The sequence below is a fragment of the Streptomyces sp. NPDC023157 genome, assembly GCF_055560575.1.
Genome location: NZ_JBVHIL010000001.1, coordinates 1132635 through 1152757, shown reverse-complemented (window position 1 = coordinate 1152757; position 20123 = coordinate 1132635). Strand labels below are relative to the sequence as shown.

Here is a 20123-nt window from a genome sequence, read left to right as displayed (position 1 = left end):
TTGCTTCCCCTTTGCTAAGCTGGGGACACCCGACGAGACGCGCCGTACCGGGCTTGACGACAAGACGACGCACCCCTGTTGTTCCGTCTCGCGGAGGTGTTCGTCTCATGGCCTGGGTCCTTCTCATCGTTGCCGGTCTTCTTGAGGTCGGCTGGTCGATCGGCATGAAGTACACCGAGGGCTTCACCCGTCTCTGGCCCAGCGTCTTCACGGGCGCCGGGATCGTCGCCTCGATGCTGCTGCTCTCGCAGGCCGCCAAGACCCTGCCGATCGGCACGGCGTACGGCGTGTGGGTCGGCATCGGCGCGGCCGGTGCGGCGGTGCTCGGCATGGTGGTGCTCGGTGAACCGGCGACCGCCGCCCGTATCTTCTTCGTCTGTCTGCTGCTGGTGGCCGTGGTCGGCCTCAAGGCCACCTCGGGTCACTGACCTGCGGCGGACCCGCTTCCGGCCCGGCCCCCGGGCCCGTCGCCATCGGGGGCGCCGAGGCCACCGAGGGCGCCTCCCGTACGGGAAGCGGTACGGGTTCCCGTACGGGCTCGCGGGCGGGCTCCGGTACGGGTGCCCGCGCGGGCTCCCGTACGGGATCTCGCATGGGCTCCCGTACCGGCTCCCCCATGAGCTCTCGCACGGGCTCCCGTCCCGGCTCACGTCCCTGCCCCGCCCCGCCCCTCGGCGCCGCCGGCCCGCGCGGCGGCCTGCGGTCGGACGCGCCCGGTCCCTCCAAGCCCTGTGCCCCGTCCGGGACGTCCGGCACCGGCGGCACCACCGGCTGCTCCTCGGCGCCCTCCAGGAGCCGCAGGTCGAACTCCTTCGGCGCGACCCCGGAGAGCGCCTCCCGGGTGAACTGGCCCCAGATCTCGGCGGGCGCCCCGCCCCCGCTGATCCGGGGCTGGCCCAGCGCCCCGTACAGCGGCTCCTGCCGGCCCGATTCCGGGTCCTGGCCCATCATCGCCACCACCGTCGCGAGCTCCGGGGTGTAGCCGGCGAACCAGGCCGCCTTGTCGTCCTCCGCCGTGCCCGTCTTGCCCGCCGCCGGACGCCCGGCCGCGAGGGCCGCCGTTCCGGTGCCGGCCTGGACGACGCTCCGCAGCACGGACGTCGTCGTGTCGGCCGCCTCGCGCCCGATCGCCACCCGCGCCCCGGCCGGACCGGCCGCGCCCGGCAGCTCCAGCTCCTCGCCGTCCCGGGCGACCCGCTCGACCAGGGTGTACGTGCCGTGGGAGCCGTGGTTGGCGAGCGTCGCGTACGCCTGCGCCAGGTCCAGGACGCTCGCCGTGGCCGGGCCGAGCGCGATGGAGGGGGAGGAGGTGAGGTCCGGGGTGTTCCCGGGCAGGCCGAGCGCGACCGCGGCCTCGCGGACCCGCCCCGGGCCGACGTCGACGGCCATCTGCGCGTACACCGCGTTCACCGAACGGTCGGTGGCGGTCCGCACGGTGATGTCGCCGTAGCTCGTGTCGTCCTCGTTGGCCGGGTCGTAGGAGGTCCCGTTCCACCCCTGGACCGGCCGCCGGTTGTCGCCGTCGTAGAAGGTGTTCGGCGTGATCCGTTCACCCTCCTGGGTCAGTGCGCCGTGCTGGAGTGCCGCGGCGAGGACGAAGGGCTTGAAGGTGGAGCCGACCTGGTAGTCGCGGCGGGTGGCGTTGTTGACGAACTGCCGGGTGTAGTCGATGCCCCCGTAGAGGGCGACGACCCGGCCGCTCGCCGGTTCGACGGCCGCGCCCCCGACCCGTACGTACCGGTCGGCGGGGTTGCGCGCCGGGTCCAGCTTCGTGTTCACGTGCTCGTCGACGGCCTGCACGAAGGCGTCCTGCTTGGCCCGTTCCAGGGTGGTGGTGATCCGGAAGCCGCCGGCGGCCAGGGTCTTCTCGTCGACGATCCCGCGCTCGGTCAGGTACTGCTCGACCGCCTGTACGAGGTAGCCGCGCTGCCCGGAGAGACCCGTCGAGGGCCGGGCCGGCTGCGGGGTGGGGAAGACGGCGGCGGCGCGGGCGGCGGGGGACAGCCAGCCCTCCTTGACCATGCCGCCCAGGACGTACCGCCAGCGCGCGAGCGCCCGCGGCCGGTTCTCGGGGTGGGCGGCGACGTCGTACGCGTTGGGCGCGTTGAGCAGCGAGGCGAGGTACGCGCCCTCGGCGGTGTCCAGGTCCTTGGCGTCCTTGCCGTAGTAGGCGCGGGCGGCGGCCTGGATCCCGTACGCGTTGCGCCCGAAGTAGCTGGTGTTCAGGTACCCCTCCAGGATCTCCTCCTTGCTCTTCTCGCGGCCCAGCTTGATCGCGATGAAGAACTCCTTCGCCTTGCGGGTGAGGGTCTGCTCCTGGCCCAGGTAGTAGTTCTTGACGTACTGCTGGGTGATGGTCGAGCCGGACTGGCGGCCCTTGCCGGTGAGGGTGTTCCAGGTGGCGCGGACCATGGCCCGCGGGTCGACCGCGGGCGAGGTGTGGAAGTCGCGGTCCTCGGCAGCGAGCACGGCGTGCTGGACCCCGGCCGGGATCCGCGCCAGGCTCACGTTCTCCCGGTCGACCTCGCCGTCGCGGGCGATCTGGCTGCCGTCGCGGTACAGGAACAGGTTGGACTGGGCGACCGCCGTGGCGTTGGCGGGCGGGATGTCCACGAGGAGATAGCCGGCGACCAGGCAGCCGAGCAGCAGCAGGCCGCCGAGGACGACGAGCCCGAGCAGCCGCCGCAGGAGGCGGCGGGGGCGACGCCCGCGCGGCGGGGGCGCGGCCGGGACGGTCGGGTCCCTGGGCTCCCAGGAGGACCCGGCGGACCGGACCTCGCGCGCACCGGGCGGCGTACTGGACGACCTGCCAGATGACTCACCAGCTGACCTACCGGATGACCTACCGGACGAAGGGCACATAACAGTACATCCTGCCCGCATGGGCCGGAAAAGCGGTCGCGACGGCACGGGAAGTCCCCCTAAGGTCGGGCCCTTTGCGCGAGGTGACCGACCGGAGGGAGCAGGGGACATGCTGCGGCTCTACGCGACCGTCGCCGCCGGTGGGTTCAGGCGCCATGCCACCTACCGGGTGGCCACGGCGGCGGGGGTGTTCACCAACACCGTCTTCGGCTTCATCCTGTCGTACACGTACATCGCCCTCTGGGACGTGCGTCCCACGCTCGGCGGGTACGACCGGGCGGACGCCCTCGCCTATGTGTGGATCGGCCAGGCCCTCATCACCGTCTGCGGGCTGATGGGCGGCGGTTTCGAGGAGGAGCTGATCGAGCGGATCAGGACCGGCGACATCGCCGTCGACCTCTACCGGCCCGCCGACCTCCAGGCCTGGTGGTTCGCCGCGAACCTGGGCCGCGCGGCCTACCAGCTGCTCGGCCGCGGGATCGCCCCCATGGTCTTCGGCGCCCTCGTCTTCGACGTGACCCTGCCGGACGGCCCCTGGACCTGGCTCGCCTTCCTCGGCTCGGTGACGCTCGGCGCGATCGTCAGCTTCGCCATCTGGTACCTGGTGGCGATGAGCGCCTTCTGGCTCCTCGACGGCCAGGGCGTGCTCCAGGTGGCCTGGCTGGGCGGCCTGTTCTTCTCCGGGATGCTGCTCCCGCTCAGCGTCTTCCCCGGCGCCCTGGGCGAACTCGCGCGGGTCCTCCCCTGGGCCTCGATGCTCCAGGTGCCGGCCGATGTGTACCTGGGGCGGTACGAGGGCTGGGGACTGCTGGGGGCGTACGCGTTCCAGGGCTGCTGGGCGGCCGTCCTGCTGGCCACGGGCCGTGCGGTGCAGGCGGCGGCTACGCGGAAGGTGGTGGTGCAGGGTGGGTGAGTGGACGGGGAAGGTTGAGCGGGCTGAGGGGACTGAGGGGTCTGGGCGGACCGAGCGGACCGAGCGGTCTGGGCGGACCGAGCGGGCCGGTGTCGGGGAGCGGGCCGGTGTCGGGGAGCGGGCCGGTGTGGGGGAGCAGGCGGGTGTGGGGGACTCGTGGCCCCCGGGCAGCCGGGTGGGCGAGTCGTGGCGGACGTACCGCATGGTGGCGGGGATGTGGATCCGATCCACCCTCACGTACCGCTCCTCCTTCGCCCTGACCCTCCTCTCCTCCCTCCTCGTCACCTTCTTCGACTTCGTCGTCATCCTCCTGATGTTCGGCCAGGTCCGGGGGCTCGGCGGCTTCTCGTTCGCGGAGGTCGCGTTCCTGTACGGGACGGCGGGCACCTCGTTCGGCCTCGCCGACCTGGTGATGGGCTCGCTGCCGCGGATGGGCAAGCGGGTGCGCGACGGCTCCCTCGACACGTTCCTGCTGCGCCCGGCGCCGGTGCTCGCGCAGGTCGCGGCCGACCGTTTCGCGCTGCGGCGGCTCGGGCGGATCGTGCAGGGGCTGCTGGTCCTGGTCTGGGGCCTGGTGCTCCTGGAGGGCGTGGAGTGGACGCCGCTGAAGGTGCTCCTGGTGCCGGTGATGCTGCTGAGCGGCGCGCTGATCTTCGCCGCGCTGATGGTGCTGGGCGCCTCCACCCTGTTCTGGCTTCAGGACGCGGCCGAGGTGACCAGCTCGTTCACGTACGGCGGCAACACGATGCTCCAGTACCCGCCGACGATCTTCGCCCAGGACCTGGTGCGGGGCGTCGTCTTCGTCGTACCGCTCGCCTTCGTCAACTGGCTGCCCGCCCTGTACGTCCTGGGGAGGACGCCGCCGGCGGGGGTGCCGGGGTGGACGGCGTTCCTGTCGCCGCTGGTCGCGGGGGTGTGCTGCCTGGTGGCGGGCCTCGCGTGGCGGACGGGCCTGCGGAGCTACCGATCGACAGGAAGCTGAGCTATCCATAAGGAGCGGGAAGTGGAACAGGAGATGGACCAGGAAAGAGACCGGGTGAGCGCCCCGGCGACCGACCCGACGGGGGACGCGGTGACGGACGCGGCGACCGGCCCAGTGGGGGTTCCGGTGACAGACCTGGCAACTGGCTCGGTGACGTCCCCCTTCATCGAACTGGACTCCCTGGAGAAGGTCTTCACGGTCCGCCGCCGCAGGGCAGGCGGCTTCCGCCGTGAGAAGCGCGAGGTCAGGGCGGTAGACGGCATCTCCTTCACGGTCGGGAAGGGGGAGATGGTCGGCTACATCGGCCCGAACGGCGCCGGGAAGTCCACGACGATCAAGATGCTGACCGGCATCCTCACCCCGAGCGGCGGCTGGCTGCGGGTGGCCGGCATCGACCCGTCGCGGGAGCGCACCCGGCTCGCCCGCCGGATCGGGGTGGTCTTCGGGCAGCGCACCACCCTCTGGTGGGACCTGCCGCTGCGCGACTCGTACACCCTGGTCCACCGCATGTACCGGATCCCCGACGCCCGCTACGCCGAGAACCTCGCGCGCTGCGTCGAACTCCTCGACCTCGGCGACCTGCTCGACGTACCGGTGCGCCAGCTCTCCCTGGGGCAGCGGATGCGCGGGGACATCGCGGCGGCGCTGCTGCACGACCCGGACGTGCTGTACCTGGACGAGCCGACGATCGGCCTGGACGTGGTGTCGAAGGCGAAGGTCCGCGGCTTCCTGCGCGAGCTGAACGCGACCCGCGGCACGACGGTCCTCCTCACCACCCACGACCTGACCGACATCGAACAGCTCTGCAGCCGGGTGATGGTCATCGACCACGGGCGCCTGATGTACGACGGGGACCTCGCCGGCCTCCACGCGGCCGGAGACAGCGAGCGCCTGCTGGTGGTCGACCTGGCGCGGGAATCGGCGCCGATCGCGGTGCCGGGCGCCCGCTTCGTCCGCGCGGAGGGCCCCCGCCAGTGGCTGGCGATCCCGGCCGCCTCGTCGGCGGCGCCGGTGGTGGCGGCGGTGGCCGCGGCGTACCCGCTGGTGGACCTCTCCGTACGGGAGCCGGACATCGAGGCGGTGATCGCGAAGATGTACGGGGGAACTCCGGGTGCGTCTCAGGAGTCACTGAGGTAAGGAGGTGAGGTGATGGTGAGTTTCACGTACACGGCGGCGGACGAGGAGAAGAGCAAGGGCGTCCGGCGGATGAAGCTGCTGGCGACGGCCCTGCTCGGCTTCGTGGCGCTGGTCTTCGCCCTGGCCACGTGGGCGAAGAACACGGGTGCCGGGGCATGGGCGGGCTATGTGGCCGCAGCGGCGGAGGCGGGCATGGTCGGCGCGCTGGCCGACTGGTTCGCGGTGACGGCCCTGTTCCGCCGCCCGCTGGGCCTCCCCATCCCGCACACGGCGATCATCCCGACGAAGAAGGACCAGCTGGGCGCGTCGCTGGGCACCTTCGTGGGGGAGAACTTCCTCTCCGCCGACGTCGTACGGGGCAGGCTGCGCGGCTTCGGCATCGCCCGCCGCCTCGGCACCTGGCTGGCGGACCCGGCCCACGCGGACCGCGTCACCTCCGAACTGGCGGCGGCCCTGCGCGGCGCGCTCACGGTCCTCCGGGACGCGGACGTGCAGGCGGTCGTCGGGGAGGCGATCACCCGCCGGGCGGAGTCCGCGGAGATCGCCCCCGGCCTGGGCAAGACCCTGGAACGCATGGTCGCCGACGGCTCCCACCACCGGGCCGTGGACCTGGTCTGCACCCGCGCCCACGACTGGCTGGTGACGCACGGCGACTCGGTGATGGACGCGGTCCAGGGCGGGGCGCCGGGCTGGACCCCGCGCTTCGTGGACCGGCGCATCGGCGAGCGCGTCTACAAGGAGCTGCTCCGCTTCGTGACGGAGATGCGGGACATGCCGGGCCACCCGGCGCGCGGCGCGATCGACCGCTTCCTCACCGACTTCGCCGCCGACCTCCAGGGCGACACGGACACCCGCGCCCGCGTGGAGCGCCTGAAGACCGACCTGCTGGCCCGCCCCGAGGTCCAGGACGTCATCGCCTCGGCCTGGTCCTCGGTCCGCGCCCTGATCCTGGCCGCCGCCGAGGACGACCAGAGCCAGCTCCGCCGCCGCGCCCGCGCCTCCCTGATCTCCCTCGGCACCCGCCTGGCCACCGACGACCGCCTCCAGGCCAAGGTCGAAGGCTGGGCGGAGGACGCGGCGGCGTACGTGGTCACCACGTACCGCACCGAGATCACCTCCCTGATCACCGACACGGTCGCCGGCTGGGACGCCACCCAGACCTCGAAGAAGATCGAGGCCAACATCGGCCGCGACCTCCAGTTCATCCGCATCAACGGCACGGTGGTGGGCGCACTGGCGGGCCTGCTGATCTACACGGTCAGCCACGCGGCGGGCGGCTGAGGATCAGCCCCGGGGCCGCGTCACGGCCCAGGAGGCGGCGGCCATGCCCCCGGCCACGGAGAACACGGCGGGCCAGGCGCCGATCTTCTTGGCGAGCGGGTGAGACCCGGCGAAGGCGGCCACATACGCGGCCGTCAGCCCACCGGCCACCTTCGCCCCACCCACCTGCTGCCACTCCCGTGCGGCCACCCCACCGGCAACAGCCAGCACCGCCCCACCGAGCGGCCGCTTCTTCGTCCACCGAGCGACGGCGTACCCACCGACGAGACCTGCGGCGGCTATGGCGGGGGAGGGGATGCGGGGCATGGTGGGGCCTCTCGATCGGTGGGCGTCTGGAATACGAGCGTAACGAGGGCAGAGAACACGTCAGAGTTGACGCTCTTCTTGTCGCATGTGATCGCGGTCACGTGCGTTTCTGATCGAGCGGGTCTACTTTCTGCGAATGCCTCTCCGTGAACTCCTGCTCCGCATCGCCGAAATCTACGACCCTTCGGGCTCGGCCTCTGGCGATCGCGCTGACGTTGCCCTTCTCAACGGGATCAAGGAGCGTCGCGACCTGCCGTTGCCGGAGCGATGCACCGCGGAGGGCTTCGGCGGCATGGGAAACATGGCGGTGGTGCCGTGGATCGGTGTCTTCGACAAAGGAATCAACACCAATCCGCAGCAGGGGGTGTACCTGGCCTACCTTTTCGATCGCGAGCGCACCTCGGTCACGCTCTCCCTTCAGCAGGGCGTCACGACCATCGTGGAATCCGCGGGGTACGGAAAGGGAGCCAGGCTGCATGCGTTCCTGACGGCCCGTGGCGCGTCGTACCGCCCCGCCCTCCCGCCCGAGATGGCGCGCACCTGGCAGGACGTCGTGCACCTCGACGTACCGACGCGTCACTGGCGGCCCCGCGCCTACGAGAAGGCGAACATCGCGGCCAAGAGGTACGAGCTCGCCGACCTGCCGTCCGAGGAACAGCTCGCGGAAGACCTCCGCGAGGCCGTGCAGCTGCTCAACTGCGCGGCTGTCGTTGACCGCTACTTCGCGGACTTTGAGATGCCGGCGGCCGGCGACCTTGACCTCTCCTACCAGGCCCCCCTCGTGGAGCCCGGGAGTCCCGGGGGAAGCGAAAGTGAAGACGCGGGCGACCCGCTCTCCGGGTTCAAGGAGGGAAACAGCGGCGACTACTACACCGATGTTCCCGGTGGCCGGCAGCGGCGCGGACGTCTTCACGAGAAGCTGGTGAAGGAATTCGCCGAACACGCCGCTGCCTGCGGCTACCGCCCCGTGAACCTCAACGTCGACAAGCGGGACCTCGTCCTGCGCCGACAGAACCTCCACGGTCAGGATTGGCTGGTCGAGGCCAAGACGGTGCCGGAACGCAAGGCGTACGTGGCGGTCCGCGAGGCGGTGGCCCAGCTCCTTGAGTACCGCCACTTCTACTACCGGGAGCGTGACGAACAGGACCCGCACCTCGTCGCCTTGTTCAGCGCGCCCATCGGCCACTACGCCCCCTACCTGGAGACCTTGGGCATCACGGCGATCTGGCCGAGCGAGCGGTGCCCGGGCGCCTGGGAAGGCACCTCGCTCACCGAGCAGTGGGAACTGGTCCAGCCGACGAGCTGACAGCCCTGCCCCGCCCGTCCCCGCCTACGTCGTAGCGCCCCCATGGCACTCCCCGTAAACCCGCCCCGACCCGCACCAGCACCCCGCCCCCCGCAGCGGTGGCCAGGCCGTCGCGCGGCCTCGGGCTGCCAAGGTCGTGGCGTATTGGGGGAGGAGGTCGGGGTTGGCGGGGGTGGAGGATTCTGAGGCGGCGAAGGCTTCGTAGGAGGGGACCGTGGCGGGGACGATGCCCAGGTTCGGGGTGCCCGCGGCCGCGAGTTCGCGGAGGGAGGCCTCGATGTCCGTCAGGTGCGCCCGGTAGGTCGGGTACTCCGCCTCCAGCTCCGGGTAGGCCGTCAGGAGCTCGTCCAGTTCCGCTTCCGGCCAGTGCAGGACCGCCACCGGGAAGGGGCGGGACAGGGCGGTGCGGTAGGAGCCCAGTTCCGAACGGAGGCGGGTGATCTCGGCCTGGAGTTCGGCCGGGTCCGACGAGCCCAGCGACCACAGGCGCTTCGGGTCGTGCAGCTCGTCCAGGGGGACGTCGCCGGTGTGGAGGCGGTCCGCCAGGGTGTCGTGCGGGTCGTGGGGCAGCGCCAGGAGGCGGCGGACGCGGTGGCGGGCCGCCAGCAGGGACTGGAGGGAGTACGAGATGTCTTCGGAGGGCGTGGCGGGTGAGGGCGCCAACAGTTCCGCCGCCTCCGTGAACGTCGCCTCCGCCTCCTCCAGCTCGTCGTGGGACTCCAGCGTCTCCGCCGCGATCTCCCACGCGGCCGGGTCCGTCGGGCGGGCCCTGCGGACGCCCTCGATGATCGCGCGGGCCTCCGCCTCGTGGCCGTACTCCCACAGGTTCGCCGCCTTCAGCGACCTGATCAGGAAGGGCGCGGCGGGGGAGGGCGAGTCGGACAGCAGCGCGTCGTACAGGGACGTCGCCCGCTCGCGCTCGCCCGCCAGTTCCAGGTGGGCCGCCGCGCGCAGCAGCAGCGGTTCGCGGTCCTCCGGGTACTGCCCCGCGGTGCGGAGCAGGCGCTCGGCTTCGGTGGTGTGCTCGGCAGACATGTCGGGGCGCATGTCGACCACCGTACTGCTGTACGGCCCTGGAGAGTTGGTGCCTCAGCGCTTATCGTGCCCGCCGTGCAGGGTCGAATTCCAGTGGTCGTTCAGGGGCGCGCGCGGCGCGGCGGGGTCGGCCGTGCCCTCTGGGCGGGCGCCGAGGTCTTCGTCACCTGCGGCGTTGTTCTCGTTCTTTTCGTCCTGCACCAGATGTGGTGGACGAACGAGCAGGCCCGCGCCCAGGCCGTCGAACAGGTGCGGGACCTGGAGAGGGAGTGGGGTAGGTCACCTGGGTCGGCTGGGGCGGCCGGGTCAGCTGTGTCACCTGAGTCAGGTGGGTTGCCCGAGTCGTCTGGGGATTCCGTTGGGGAGTCGGCTGGGGAGTCCGCTGGGGTCGGCACTTCCGTCGGTCCCGGCGGCGGTTCCTCCGGCGGCGGTTCCTCCGATGGGGGCTCCTCCGCCGCCTACGCCGTCCTCCGTATCCCCCGGCTCGGCCTCACCGTCCCCGTCGCCGACGGCGTCGGCAAGCGCAGCGTGCTCGACCGTGGCTTCGTCGGGCACTATCCCGGCACCGCCGGGCCGGGCCGGGCCGGGAACTTCGCGCTCGCCGGGCACCGGAACACCCACGGTGAGCCCTTCCGGTACGTCAACCGGCTGCGCAAGGGCGATGTCATCGACGTGCGGACGCGCTCGGGGTCGTACACCTACCGCGTCGACCTCGTCCTCCCGCAGACCTCGCCCCGCGACGTCGGCGTCATCGCCCCCGTACCCCGGTCCCTCTTCAAGCGGTCCTACGGGTACGACGACCCCGGGTCCTATCTCACCCTCACCACCTGCACCCCGGAGTTCACCTCCACCTACCGGCTGATCGTCTGGGCGAAGCTGATCCCCGGCGGGCCCCGGGCGACGGCCTAGGGGAGGGCCTGGGCGAGGGCCTAGGCTCGACCGGTGATCAAGCGTCGTCCGCATCTGCTGTGGCTGCTCGTGCCGTACGTCCTCTTCGTCGTCGCCCTGCCCTTCGTCAACCACGTGCCGCTGCTGCTCTTCTGGCTGCTCGGGGCCACCGTCCTCACCCCCTTCTCCGTCGCCCTCGCGCGGCGCGGGGACCGGCGGGCGGGGCGGGCGTCGTGAGTTCCGCGCTGTGGATCCTCGGCGGCTTCCTCGTCCTCACCGTCCTCCTCGGGCTGCTCGCCGTGCGGCGGCAGGAGAGCGGCGGGCTCGCCGACTGGTCCGTCGGAGGGCGCTCGTTGGGGCCCGTGTTCATCTGGGTGCTGATGGCCGGCGAGGGCTACACCAGTTTCAGCTACCTCGGCGCCGCCGGCTGGGGCTACAACTACGGCGCCCCCGTCCTCTACGTCGTCGCCTACATGTCCTGCGGCTACGCCCTCGGCTACGTCGTCGGGCCCATGCTCTGGGGGTACGCCCGCAAGCACGGGCTGGTCTCCCTCAGCGACATGGCCGCCCACCGCTACCGTCGGCCCTGGCTCGGGGCGGTCGTCGCCGTCCTCGCGACCGTCTTCCTCCTGCCGTACATCCAGCTGCAGATCACGGGCATGGGCGTGGTCCTCTCCACCGTCTCGTACGGGCGAATCGGGCTCGACCTCGCCTACTTCCTCGCCTTCGCCGTCACCACCGGCTTCGTCGTCGTCAGCGGGCTGCGCGGCAGCGCCTGGGTCTCCGTCCTCAAGGACGCCCTCGTCATCCTCACCCTCGGCTTCCTCGCCGTGTACGTGCCGCTGCACTACTTCGACGGGTACGGGGAGTTCCTCGGCCGGCTCGCCGACGAGAAGGCGGAGTGGCTCGCGCTGCCCGGGCACGGCGGGGAGCGGAGCGGGTACGGGGTCGGGTGGTTCGCCTCCACCACCCTGCTCAACTCCCTCACCGTCGTGATCTTCCCGACCACCGTCGCCGGCTACCTCGGCGCCCGCGACGCCGACACCCTGCGCCGCAACGCCGTCTGGCTGCCCGCCTACAACGTGCTGCTCTTCGTCCCCATGCTGCTCGGCATGGCCGCGCTCTTCGTCGTCCCCGGCCTCACCGGCTCCGGGTCCAACCTCGCCCTCTTCGCCCTCGTCACCGACTCCCTCCCGCCCTGGGCCGTCGGCCTCGTCGGCGTCGCCGCCGCGCTCTCCTCCATCGTCCCCATGGCCGTCTTCATGCTGGTCATCGGCACCATGTGGGGGCGCAGCGTCCTCTCGCTCCTGCCCCGGCTCCGGGACCGCGAGAAGGGCCTCTCCCAGCTCGTGGTCGTCATCGCGGGCGGGCTCGCCCTCCTCATGACGTACACCGCGCCCAACACCCTCGTCCGCCTCTCCCTCATCTCGTACGAGGGGATGGCGCAGCTCCTGCCGCTGCTCCTGCTGGGGCTCGTGTGGCGGCGGATGACCCTGTACGGCGGGGTCTGCGGGCTCGCCGTCGGCGTCGCGCTCGTCTGCTGCCTCGTCTTCACCGGCCACGACCCGGTGTGGGGCGTGAACGCCGGGCTCCTCGCCCTGCTCGTCAACCTCGCCGTCGCCGTCCTCGTCAGCCTGTACGGGCCCACGGGCCCCGACGACCCGCGCGAGGACGCGGAGGTGCTCGCCCGCGAGGAGTTCACCGACGCCCGGCTGCCCGTGCATGGGGAGTACGGCGGGAGCGGGGGGAACGGGGAGGGGGGAGCTGCGCGTTCGGCTTCCGTCGCCGACGGTGACCCGCGGGGGTGAGGCCCCTCGGGGCTTCAGCGCCGTCCCCGTCCCGCCCCCAGTGTCACCGCCGCTCCGCCCAGGCCCAGGGCCGCCGACGTCAGCAGGGCCGTGTCCGGGCCCGTCGTCGCCAGGGCGAGGGCCAGGGCCACGCCCGCCGAGGAGCCGATGTAGCGGGCCGTGTTGTTGGCGCCCGAGCCCATCGCCACCCGCTCGGGGGGTACGGAGTCCACGGCGAGCCTCGGCAGCGCGGCGTTCAGCAGGCCGCTGCCCGCGCCCGCCACGATCAGGCCGGGCAGGAGGCGGGTCCAGCCCGCGCCCTCCAGCGCGCCGTACAGGGCGAGCACTCCGGCCGTCGAGAGCGCGAAGCCCAGGGCGAGCTGGTACGTGGCGGAGAGGCGGCCCGCGAGGCGCCGGGACTGCAGGGCGACCAGGAACGCCGTGCCCGACCAGAGGAGGAAGAGCCACGCCGTCGTCAGCGCCGCCATCCCCGCGCCCCGCTGGAGCAGCGCCGGCAGCACGCTGAAGAAGCCGATCACCGCCAGGCCCGTGAACAGCGCCCCCGCCGTCGCCGCCCGGAACGCGGGGGTGCGGAACAGGGCCAGGTCGATCATCGGGGCCGCGGTGCGCCGCTCGACCCGGACGAACAGGGCCCCCAGGGCGACGGCCGCGAGGGCGAGCAGGCCCACCTGCGGGCGCAGCCAGCCGTCCCGGCCCAGGGTCAGCGCGGTGAGCAGCGCCGCCAGCGCCAGGCCCAGCGCGAGGGCCCCGGCGAGGTCGGTCCGGCCCTCGCGCGGGGCGCGGGATTCGGCGAGGGTACGGGTGCCGAGCGCGGCGACGAGGAGGGTCGCGGCGCCCAGGGCCACATACGTCCAGCGCCAGTCGGCCAGCGTGCTGAGGGTGCCCGCGAGCAGCGGGCCCAGTGCGATGCCCGCGCTGACGAACGCGCCCCACACGCCGGTCGCCCTGATCCGCTCCGCGCCCGTCGGGAACGCGTGGGCCAGCAGGCCGAGGCTGGCCGCGAGCACGGCCGCGCTCGCCGCGCCCTGGGCGACGCGGGCGAGGGTGAAGGTGAGCGTGGAGTTCGCGAAGCCGCCCAGCGCGGTGGTGAGGCCGAGGCCCAGGGTGCCCAGCAGGAAGACCCGGCGCCGCCCGTGGGTGTCGGCCAGGCTGCCGGCCACCAGGAGGAGGACGGCGAGGCCGAGCGGGGTGCCGTTGAGCAGCCAGGCCTGGGCGCCGGCGGGGGTGCCGAAGGCGTGGGCCGTGCTGGGCAGGGTGAGCATCGGGGCCGTGTAGTTCATCAGCGTCAGCGCGGTGGCGGCGCTGGTGACGGCCAGTGTCGCGCGGCCGTGCCCGTGCCCGTGGCCGTGGCCGTCACCGGCGCCGTCGCCGCCGCCGGGGCGTAGGACTGCCGGGTTGCCCGGGGTGACCGGAGCGGCTGGCTGGGGCATGGCAGGACCTCGGCTTCCGTCGGTTCGTTCACTGAACCTTGAGTGTCCTCGTACCGTACCAGTCAAGGTTCATTCACTGAACCCTTTCCCCTACACTCGTCCCCATGGCCCTCGGCAAGGACTACGCGACCCAGCAGTGCTCCATCGCCCGCGCCCTCGAAGTCGTCGGCGAGCGCTGGACCCTCCTCGTCGTACGCGACGCCTTCTACGGCATCCGCCGCTACAACGACTTCCTCGTCCACCTCGGCGCCCCGCGCGCCGTCCTCGCCGCCCGCCTCCAGGCCCTCGTCGAGGCCGGGGTGCTCGACCGGCGCCGCTACCAGGAGGCGCCGCCGCGCGACGAGTACGTGCTCACCGAGCGCGGGGTCGCCCTCTGGCCCGTACTGCGGTCCCTCGGGCTGTGGGGGCGCGAGGCCCAGCCCGGTGGCGTGCCCATGCGTCATTTCCATCACGCCGACTGCGGCACCGAGGTCGGCCCGTACGGCGAGTGCCCGGCCTGCCGGATCCCCGTCCACCCCGCCGACATCGAGATGCGGCCCGGTGCCGGACTCGATCCGGACCCCGCCGATCCGGTCGCCCGCGCCCTCCTCGCGCCCCGCCGGCTCCTCGTACCGCTGGAGACCGGTCGTGTATAACGGACGGTGGACGAGTAGTAGGCAGTGGTAGGCGGTCGTCGGCAACAGCTCGGCAGTCGCCAGATGGCGGGACGGGAGGCCGGTATGCGCAACGGGTTGTCGCTGCGTGTTCTCGCGCCGCTCCTCTTCCTCCTCGCCCTCGCCGATCTGCTGCTCTCCGAGGGCTCCACCGGCGCCGGGCTCTCCGCCGCCTTCGCCATGGCCGCGACCGCCTTCGTCTGTGCCCTGATCGGCGCCGGCGCGGTCCTGCCCGTGCCGCCCACCCGCGTCCGCACCGCCCTGCGTGAACGGGCCCTGCGCACCGCCTTCCTGCCCCAGCGCGACCCCGACGCCCCCGGCCGTCGCAGGCCGCGGGCGCCCGGCCGTCCCCTCCCGACGGCCGCGTAGCAGGACCTCCCCCAGGGCTCTCGGCCCAGGGCTCTCGACTCCGGGTTCCCAGTCCAGGGCTCTCGACTCCGGGCTCTCGACTCCGGGCTCTCAGCTCAGCCGAGCTTCGATTTCCCAGGTCCTCCGCGCGTTCCGTCCTGCCGAGTTTTTCTCTTCTTCCGGCACGACGAGACCCCTCGGAGGGCTCCCATGTCCGTTTTCGCTTCCCTGGTCGAGCACCTGGCCGACCTGCTCCAGCCGCTGTTCGGCCTGAGCGCCACCGCCGCCGCCATCGTCCTGTTCACGATGTGCGTACGCCTCGCCGTTCACCCCCTCTCGCGGGCCGCCGCCCGGGGGCAGAAGGCCCGGACCCGGCTCGCCCCGCGCCTCGCCGAGCTGCGCAAGAAGCACGCCAAGAATCCCGAACGCCTGCAGAAGGCGATCATGGAGCTGCACGCCGAGGAGAAGGTCTCGCCGTTCGCCGGCTGCCTGCCCAGCCTGCTCCAGGCACCCGCCTTCTTCCTGATGTTCCACCTCTTCTCCAGCGGGCGGATGGCCGGCCACAGCCTCTTCGCCGCCCCGCTCGGCGCCCATTACGCCGACGCCCTCTCGGACGGCGGCGTGTTCGGCCCGGCCGGCCTGGTCTACCTGGTGCTCTTCGCGATCGTCGCCACCGTCGCCACATACAACTACCTGCGGGCCCGGCGTCAGCCGGCGCCCGTCCCGGCCGACCCCGGCCAGCCCGGCGCGGGCATGGCGGCGGCCATGGGCCGCTACCTGCCGCTGCTCTCCTTCGCGACCCTGCTCTCGGTCGCCGTCGTGCCGCTGGCCGCCGCGCTCTACATCGTCACCAGCACCACCTGGACCGCCGTCGAGCGTGCCTTCCTCTATCGGGACATGCCCGCAGCGGGCGCTCTGGCTACTCCCGCGTAAGGGTCCAGGGTGTGAACGGGGTCTTGCGGGGTGAACCGTTCCATTGGAGGATCGACCAATCCTCCGATGGCCGCACTCCATCGGCCGGGGTTCACGACGGCCCATTTCCCGGGCCACCTCGACCACAGGGAGACAGACCATGAAGCTGCTGCGTGTCGGCCCGGCAGGGGCCGAGCGGCCCGCCCTCCTCGACCAGAACGGGACGCTCCGCGACCTGTCCGCCCTGGTCGACGACATCGACGGCGGTCTCCTCGGCGACGCCTCGGCGCTCGACCGGGTGCGCGCCGCGGCCGGCGCGGGCGTGCTGCCCGCGCTCGACGCGACGGGGCTGCGGATCGGCCCGCCGGTCGGCCGGATCGGCAAGGTCGTGTGCATCGGGCTGAACTACCACGGGCACGCGGCGGAGGTCGGTGCCCAGACCCCGGCGGAGCCCGTCGTCTTCCTCAAGGCCCCCGACACCGTCGTCGGCCCCGACGACACCGTCCTCGTGCCGCGCGGCTCGGTGAAGACCGACTGGGAGGTCGAGCTGGCCATCGTCATCGGCCGCACCGCCCGCTACCTGGAGACCGACGAGGAGGCCCTCTCCCACGTCGCCGGGTACGCGCTCGCCCACGACGTCTCCGAGCGCGAGTTCCAGATCGAGCGCGGCGGCACCTGGGACAAGGGCAAGAACTGCGAGACCTTCAACCCGCTGGGCCCCTGGCTGGTCACCGCCGACGAGGTACCGGACCCGCAGGACCTGGGCCTGAAGCTGTGGGTCAACGGCGAGCTGAAGCAGGACGGCCACACCTCCGACCAGATCTTCCCGGTCGCCGAGGTGGTCCGTTACGTCAGCCGCTTCATGACCCTCTACCCCGGCGACATCATCAACACCGGCACCCCGGCGGGCGTCGCCATGGGGCAGCCGGAGCCCAAGCCGTACCTGCGCGCCGGCGACGTCGTCGAGCTGGAGATCGAGGGGCTGGGCCGCCAGCGCCAGGAGCTCAAGAGCGCCTGAGCCCCGGGCGGGGTTGGTCGTCGCGAGCGGTCCCGAGTCGTGGGCCGGTCGTCGCGCGCCGCCCCCAGCCGCGGGCTGGTCGTGAGTCGTTCGGGCGATGCCTCGGGTGCCCCTGCGCGTGGGGCGTCGCCATCGACCGTCATATTCTGCATATTGGCCCATATGAGTGCACATGTGTCGAATCGTCGGATTATGATGCGAGCGGCCGCGGCGGTGGCCGGTGCCGTCGGCCTCGTCGGCGGCCTCGCCACCGCGAGCCTCGCCGACCCGCTCCCGGGCGGGCTCGGCCCCTGCCTGCCGGGCAAGTGCCCCTCCCCGTACCCGGACATCGACAACGGGCCGATCGCCGGGCGCGACAACAACATCAACATCTTCGTCGGCGGCGACTTCCTCGTCCGGCAGGCGGCGGCCGAGGCCGAGGGCAAGGTGGTCGTCCTCGGCGGCTTCGACATGAACAAGCGCGCGGGCGTCTCGCAGGTCTACAACGTCGGCGTCGCGGGCGTCGGTTCGCGCGTCCCCCCGGACGACGGCACCGACTTCCTCTCCACCGGCGGGAACATCACCATCGCCTCGGGCCAGCGCCTGCTCGCCGAGGAGGGGACGGTGCACGGCGTCGTACGGTACGCGGGCACGCTCAGCGGTACGGTCTCCCCGGCGTCCGTCCACGACAAGGCCGCGGTCGACACGTACAAGCCCCTGCGCGAGCAGCTCACCGACGCCAGCCGCTGCTACGCGTACGTGGAGGGCAAGCGGCGCAAGGCGACCGGGACGGCCGTCAACAGCGGCAGCGAGACCCTCTTCACCGGCGACGGGAAGTCGGTGCTCCAGATCTTCGACGTCGACTTCGACCTGGAGGCGGCGAACGGCGGCTCGCAGGGCTTCCGCTTCACCGGCATCCCGGCCGGGGCGACGGTCCTCGTCAACGTCTACGGCGCGGACCGGACCATCGACACGTACAGCGGTGACGTCCCGAAATCCCTGCAGGACAGGCTGCTGTGGAACTTCCCCGACGCGACCAAGGCGACCTTCGAGGGCAGCGGGCAGTTCGAGGGGAGCGTGCTCATCGGCCCGCCGGCGAACATGGCGACGGTGACCCTGCCCGGCATGAACGGGCGGTTCTACACGAGCGGTTCGCTGACCCACACCTCGCTGACGAGCGGGGGCGGCGGGCAGGAGATCCACGCCTATCCGTTCAACGGCGACCTGCCGAAGTGCGACGAGAACGGACCGACACCCACGCCGACCCCGACCCCGACCCCGACGCCGACCCCCACACCGACTCCGACTCCGACTCCGACTCCGACGCCGAGTCCGACGGACTCGAACGGTACGGACGGCGGCTCCAGCGACGGGGGTTCCACGGACGGCGGCTCCACGGACGGCGGATCGACGGATGGCGGATCGTCGGACGGCGGGTCGTCGGACGGCGGCGCGAGCGACGGCGGTACGGACACCGGCGGAGCCACCGGCGGCGACACGGGCGGTCACGCCACCGGTGGGCACGCCACCGGTGGGCACGGCACCAGCGGCACCACCGGCGGCGGTGAACTCCCCGACACCGGTTCCGGTTCCACCACCGGAAAGGTCGTCATGGGCGTGACCGCCGCCGGGCTCGCGCTCAGCGGCGGCGCGCTCATCGCGGTCAGCCGGCGGCGGCGCCGTTCGACCGGTACGAACTGAGCAGACGCTCCAGGCCGAGGACGACCAGCGCGTGGTCCTCGGCCTGCGGCAGCCCCGATACGGTGACCGCGCCGACGACGCCCGCGCCCTCGACCGCGAGCGGGAACGAGCCGCCGTGCGCGGCGAAGCGGTCCGGGTCGAGGCGCGAGGACAGTTCGAAGGTCGTCCCCTTCGCGCGGAACCTGGCCCCGACGAGGAAGGAGCTCACGCCGTACCGCTCCACCACCCGCCGCTTGCGCTCGATCCAGGCGTCGTTGTCGGCGCTCGACCCGGGCAGCGCGCAGTGGAACAGGCGCTGCGCGCCGCGCCGGACGTCGATCGCGACGGGCGCGCGCCGCTCCCGTGCCAGGCCGACCAGGATCGTGCCGAGCGTCCAGGCGTCCTCGTACGTGAAGTGGGGGAGGACCAGGGCGGCTTCCTGCGCCTCCAGCTCGGCGACCTCGCTCACAGGTCCACCGCCACGCCCTCGCGGGCGGAACGCCTCGCCGCCTCCAGGACGTCGAGGGCGTCGGCCGCCTCGTACGCCGTCACCGGGTTCGGCCCGGTGCCGCGCAGGGCGGCGGCGACGGCCGCGTAGTAGGCGGGGTAGGCGCCCGGCAGGGTCTCCACGGGGGTGCCGCCGCCGGTCAGCGGCGACTCGCCCGAGCCGAGCCGCCCCCACAGCCGCTCCGGCTCGATGCCCCAGGGGGCGCCGGGCTCCGGACGCAGGCCCTCGCGCAGGGCGGCCTCCTGGGGGTCGAGCCCGTACTTCACGTAGCCCGCGCGCCGGCCGAGCACCCGGAAGCGGGGGCCGAGCTGTGCGGTGGTGGCGCTCACCCAGAGGTGCGAGCGGACGCCGTTCGCGTGGGTGACCGCGAGGAAGGTGTCGTCGTCGGCCTCGGCGCCCGGACGGCGCACGTCGGACTCGGCGTACACGCGGACGGCCGGCCCGAACAGCACCAGGGCCTGGTCGACGACGTGGCTGCCGAGGTCGTAGAGCAGGCCGCCGATCTCCTCCGGGGCGCCGGACTCGCGCCAGCCGCCCTTCGGGCGCGGACGCCAGCGCTCGAACCGGGACTCGAAGCGCTGGACCTCGCCGAGCTCGCCCTCCGCGAGGAGGGCGCGGAGGGTGAGGAAGTCGTTGTCCCAGCGGCGGTTCTGGAACACCGAGAGCAGCAGCCCGCGCGCGTCGGCGAGCTCGGCGAGCCCACGGGCCTCGGCGGCGGTCCCGGCGAGCGGCTTGTCCACGACGACGGGCAGCCCGGCCTCCAGGGCGGCGGTGGCGACCGGGACGTGGGTCTTGTTGGGGGAGGCGACCACGACCAGATCGAGCTCGTCCGCCCGCGCCCACAGCTCCTCGGGCGAGGCGGCGACCGTGACGCCCGGGTGCTCGGCGCGGGCCTGCTCGGCGCGCTCCGGGTTGCCGGTGGTGACCGTGTCGAGGACGAGCTCGGGGGAGGCGGCGATCAGCGGGGCGTGGAAGACGGAGCCCGCGAGGCCGTAGCCGACGAGTCCGACGCGGAGGGGGGCGGGGGCGGTGCCAGTCATGAACTCCACTTTGGCAACGCTGTTGCCAAAGTGCAAG

20 protein-coding genes and 1 riboswitch are annotated in these 20123 nt (G+C 72.6%); of the genes, 14 read left to right on the top strand and 6 right to left on the bottom strand.

The features are described from left to right. Position 1 precedes the first annotated feature (1 nt). Positions 2-74: riboswitch (guanidine-III (ykkC-III) riboswitch) on the top strand. A gap of 33 nt (positions 75-107) precedes the next feature. After that, positions 108-428 (top strand): DMT family transporter, encoded by a 321-nt coding sequence (locus ACZ3ZE_RS05220; RefSeq protein WP_043228159.1) that lies wholly within the window; start codon positions 108-110, stop codon positions 426-428. Here ACZ3ZE_RS05220 and ACZ3ZE_RS05215 read toward each other — a convergent pair. Continuing rightward, positions 406-2862 carry a transglycosylase domain-containing protein gene (locus ACZ3ZE_RS05215; protein WP_442304368.1) on the bottom strand — a complete coding sequence of 819 codons (2457 nt, stop codon included), beginning with the start codon at positions 2860-2862 and terminating at the stop codon, positions 406-408. The genes ACZ3ZE_RS05220 and ACZ3ZE_RS05215 overlap by 23 nt on opposite strands. A 112-nt stretch (positions 2863-2974) precedes the next feature. Here ACZ3ZE_RS05215 and ACZ3ZE_RS05210 point away from each other — a divergent pair, with 112 nt between their 5' ends. From ACZ3ZE_RS05210 to ACZ3ZE_RS05195, 4 genes are all read left to right on the top strand, one after another. Further along, on the top strand, positions 2975-3775 hold the full coding sequence (locus ACZ3ZE_RS05210; protein WP_361164603.1) for an ABC transporter permease: 801 nt from the start codon (positions 2975-2977) through the stop codon (positions 3773-3775). 202 nt (positions 3776-3977) lie between these two features. Further along, positions 3978-4757, top strand: a complete 780-nt coding sequence (locus tag ACZ3ZE_RS05205; RefSeq protein ID WP_361164605.1) for an ABC transporter permease — start codon at positions 3978-3980, stop codon at positions 4755-4757. 21 nt (positions 4758-4778) lie between these two features. Further along, positions 4779-5894, top strand: coding sequence for an ABC transporter ATP-binding protein (locus tag ACZ3ZE_RS05200; protein ID WP_467257410.1), 1116 nt, complete (start codon positions 4779-4781; stop codon positions 5892-5894). Positions 5895-5906: 12 nt separating this feature from the next. Then, the gene (locus ACZ3ZE_RS05195; RefSeq protein WP_361162769.1) at positions 5907-7175 is read left to right on the top strand and encodes a DUF445 domain-containing protein; all 1269 of its coding nucleotides are present in this window, start codon (positions 5907-5909) and stop codon (positions 7173-7175) included. A gap of 3 nt (positions 7176-7178) precedes the next feature. Here the strand turns inward: ACZ3ZE_RS05195 and ACZ3ZE_RS05190 are convergent, their stop codons facing one another. Continuing rightward, entirely contained in the window at positions 7179-7481 is a 303-nt protein-coding gene (locus ACZ3ZE_RS05190) for a hypothetical protein (protein WP_361162771.1), read from the bottom strand. A gap of 136 nt (positions 7482-7617) precedes the next feature. Between ACZ3ZE_RS05190 and ACZ3ZE_RS05185 the strand changes: the two genes are divergently transcribed. Beyond that, positions 7618-8787: an MrcB family domain-containing protein gene (locus ACZ3ZE_RS05185; protein ID WP_467257407.1), complete on the top strand. Its 1170-nt coding sequence runs from the start codon at positions 7618-7620 to the stop codon at positions 8785-8787. Between the two features lie 24 nt (positions 8788-8811). On the opposite strand, the gene ACZ3ZE_RS05180 is transcribed toward ACZ3ZE_RS05185, so the two are convergent. Next, positions 8812-9834 carry an SEC-C metal-binding domain-containing protein gene (locus ACZ3ZE_RS05180; protein WP_467257404.1) on the bottom strand — a complete coding sequence of 341 codons (1023 nt, stop codon included), beginning with the start codon at positions 9832-9834 and terminating at the stop codon, positions 8812-8814. A 63-nt stretch (positions 9835-9897) separates the two neighbouring features. Here ACZ3ZE_RS05180 and ACZ3ZE_RS05175 point away from each other — a divergent pair, with 63 nt between their 5' ends. Genes ACZ3ZE_RS05175 through ACZ3ZE_RS05165 form a run of 3 tightly spaced genes read left to right on the top strand, consistent with a single transcriptional unit; the run spans position 9898 to position 12518 of the window. Then, positions 9898-10731, top strand: a complete 834-nt coding sequence (locus ACZ3ZE_RS05175) for a class E sortase (RefSeq protein ID WP_467257402.1) — start codon at positions 9898-9900, stop codon at positions 10729-10731. Between the two features lie 33 nt (positions 10732-10764). Further along, complete coding sequence (locus ACZ3ZE_RS05170; protein WP_361162777.1) at positions 10765-10947, top strand: hypothetical protein; 183 nt, start codon at positions 10765-10767, stop codon at positions 10945-10947. Continuing rightward, complete coding sequence (locus ACZ3ZE_RS05165; protein WP_361162779.1) at positions 10944-12518, top strand: sodium:solute symporter family protein; 1575 nt, start codon at positions 10944-10946, stop codon at positions 12516-12518. Before ACZ3ZE_RS05170 ends, ACZ3ZE_RS05165 begins: the two co-directional genes overlap by 4 nt. A gap of 14 nt (positions 12519-12532) precedes the next feature. Here the strand turns inward: ACZ3ZE_RS05165 and ACZ3ZE_RS05160 are convergent, their stop codons facing one another. Continuing rightward, positions 12533-13948 carry an MFS transporter gene (locus tag ACZ3ZE_RS05160; RefSeq protein WP_467257399.1) on the bottom strand — a complete coding sequence of 472 codons (1416 nt, stop codon included), beginning with the start codon at positions 13946-13948 and terminating at the stop codon, positions 12533-12535. A gap of 104 nt (positions 13949-14052) precedes the next feature. Here ACZ3ZE_RS05160 and ACZ3ZE_RS05155 point away from each other — a divergent pair, with 104 nt between their 5' ends. The 5 genes from ACZ3ZE_RS05155 (at position 14053) to ACZ3ZE_RS05135 (ending at position 18559) form a co-directional block, all read left to right on the top strand. Next, entirely contained in the window at positions 14053-14583 is a 531-nt protein-coding gene (locus ACZ3ZE_RS05155) for a winged helix-turn-helix transcriptional regulator (RefSeq protein ID WP_361162783.1), read from the top strand. 84 nt (positions 14584-14667) lie between these two features. Further along, positions 14668-14970: a DUF6412 domain-containing protein gene (locus ACZ3ZE_RS05150; protein WP_363292592.1), complete on the top strand. Its 303-nt coding sequence runs from the start codon at positions 14668-14670 to the stop codon at positions 14968-14970. Positions 14971-15159: 189 nt separating this feature from the next. Further along, positions 15160-15882: a YidC/Oxa1 family membrane protein insertase gene (locus ACZ3ZE_RS05145; protein WP_361162787.1), complete on the top strand. Its 723-nt coding sequence runs from the start codon at positions 15160-15162 to the stop codon at positions 15880-15882. Between the two features lie 139 nt (positions 15883-16021). Continuing rightward, positions 16022-16879: a fumarylacetoacetate hydrolase family protein gene (locus ACZ3ZE_RS05140; protein ID WP_361622277.1), complete on the top strand. Its 858-nt coding sequence runs from the start codon at positions 16022-16024 to the stop codon at positions 16877-16879. A 192-nt stretch (positions 16880-17071) separates the two neighbouring features. Further along, positions 17072-18559, top strand: coding sequence for a choice-of-anchor A family protein (locus tag ACZ3ZE_RS05135; RefSeq protein ID WP_467257396.1), 1488 nt, complete (start codon positions 17072-17074; stop codon positions 18557-18559). Here ACZ3ZE_RS05135 and ACZ3ZE_RS05130 read toward each other — a convergent pair. Both ACZ3ZE_RS05130 and ACZ3ZE_RS05125 read right to left on the bottom strand, forming a co-directional pair. Further along, positions 18522-19007, bottom strand: coding sequence for a heme-degrading domain-containing protein (locus ACZ3ZE_RS05130; RefSeq protein ID WP_361162793.1), 486 nt, complete (start codon positions 19005-19007; stop codon positions 18522-18524). The two genes, ACZ3ZE_RS05135 and ACZ3ZE_RS05130, sit on opposite strands and share 38 nt — an antisense overlap. Further along, the gene (locus ACZ3ZE_RS05125; protein ID WP_467257393.1) at positions 19004-20086 is read right to left on the bottom strand and encodes a Gfo/Idh/MocA family protein; all 1083 of its coding nucleotides are present in this window, start codon (positions 20084-20086) and stop codon (positions 19004-19006) included. Before ACZ3ZE_RS05125 ends, ACZ3ZE_RS05130 begins: the two co-directional genes overlap by 4 nt. Positions 20087-20123: the final 37 nt, after the last annotated feature.